General features: G+C 53.9%; 2 protein-coding genes. One reads left to right on the top strand and one right to left on the bottom strand.

The features are described from left to right. The first annotated feature begins 244 nt into the window (after nt 1-244). Nucleotides 245-454 (top strand): co-regulatory protein PtrA N-terminal domain-containing protein, encoded by a 210-nt coding sequence (locus QKY98_RS23335; RefSeq protein WP_081594590.1) that lies wholly within the window; start codon nt 245-247, stop codon nt 452-454. Between the two features lie 260 nt (nt 455-714). Here the strand turns inward: QKY98_RS23335 and QKY98_RS23330 are convergent. Further along, nucleotides 715-1,413: IS3 family transposase (locus tag QKY98_RS23330; protein WP_284671667.1), on the bottom strand; the 699-nt coding region annotated here is incomplete at its 5' end.

Here is a 1,413-nt window from a genome sequence, read left to right as displayed (position 1 = left end):
TGCTCCCACACTCTGCTTTTTGGCCTTTCCACGCTCCTTTGGCCTATCGGCGCCTAAATGGCGCCTTTTTTTGACCGCTGGAAGCAAGGCCGCTTGCGCTCACTGCTTGTCTGCATTGCTGACGAAACCGTAATGTCCAAATCAGCATTTTGACAGGTACGCTCGGTTAGCTTAGACACAAGCCCAAGCCTCTGTTTATGGAGCTGCGCTGGGTCTCCCGTGTCTTCGAACGAGGTAACAAGTAATGAAATTTTTCAGATCCCTTTCTGTACTACTCGCCATCGCAGCAAGCTCTTCCTATGCAATGGCAGAAGGTGGTGGTGATCGTACCTTTGCTCGTATGGAGCAGGCTCGCCAAGTAGCGATCGCTAATTATCAGGCTGACCAGAAGGACCAAGCCCAAGAGGTAGCCTCAGAGGCAGCCTCAGCGAAGCACGCTCACGCTAATTGCTGAGGCGAAACCTTCGGCAAATGTGATCACGCAGATTCTGAACTATGGCAGCTACTACGAATGTTGAAGCTGCCACGGTGTTGGCACTGCAACGTCAGGTGTTAGAACCGACGAAGTCGGTATTAGCTACGCTGAACCTTGTCTCGTTAAAAACGTTACCTAGCACCCCCGCACCAAGCGGGTGAACCGTATATTGGCTAGTTAAAAATCAATCTTCTTTAACGGCTAAGTTGATAATTGTTGAATGAATCGGCCCAGCTTTCCTAGACATTCTCCAAGCTCTGGAAATAGCGCTTTTCAAACTCCACTGGCGATAGCTGCATAGCGCTGCTGTGCCGTCGCTTGGGGTTATAGAACATCTCGATGTAATCGAACACATCACTGCGGGCTTCTTCGCGGGTTCCGTAGGTTTTCCGTCGGATGCGTTCCCGCTTCAGCAACTGGAAAAAGCTTTCCGCGACCGCGTTGTCGTGACAGTTACCGCGTCGACTCATGCTGCTGATCAGGCTGTTGGCCTTGAGGAAAATCTGCCAGTCCGAACTGCTGAACTGGCTGCCAAGGTCAGAGTGAATCATCACTTCCTGCTTGGGCTTGCGCCGCCACACCGCCATTAGCAACGCATCAATGGCCAAGTCGCTGCACATCTGTGGTTTCATCGACCAGCCAATTACCTGGCGTGAAAGCAGATCCAGCACCACCGCCAAGTACAACCAACCCTCATAGGTACGGATGTAGATGATGTCGGTGACCCAGACTTTGTTCGGTTCACCGACGTCGAACTGCCGCTCCAGGCGATTGGGCGAGGCCACCGTCGGCCTGCCGCCGTAGTAGCCGGGGCGCTGACGATAGCCGGTCTGCGAGCGCAGCCCTTCTTCCCGTATCAGGCGAGCCACACAGTGCCGGCAACAGGACTCCCCCAGCTCACGCAGATCGTTGTGGACCCTGCGGTAGCCGTAAACTCC

The organism is Pseudomonas sp. HR1 (assembly GCF_030175875.1).
Classification (GTDB): domain Bacteria; phylum Pseudomonadota; class Gammaproteobacteria; order Pseudomonadales; family Pseudomonadaceae; genus Chryseomonas; species Chryseomonas oryzihabitans.
Note: the sequence above shows the minus strand (reverse complement) of the source record. Positions and strands in the feature narration are given on the sequence as shown.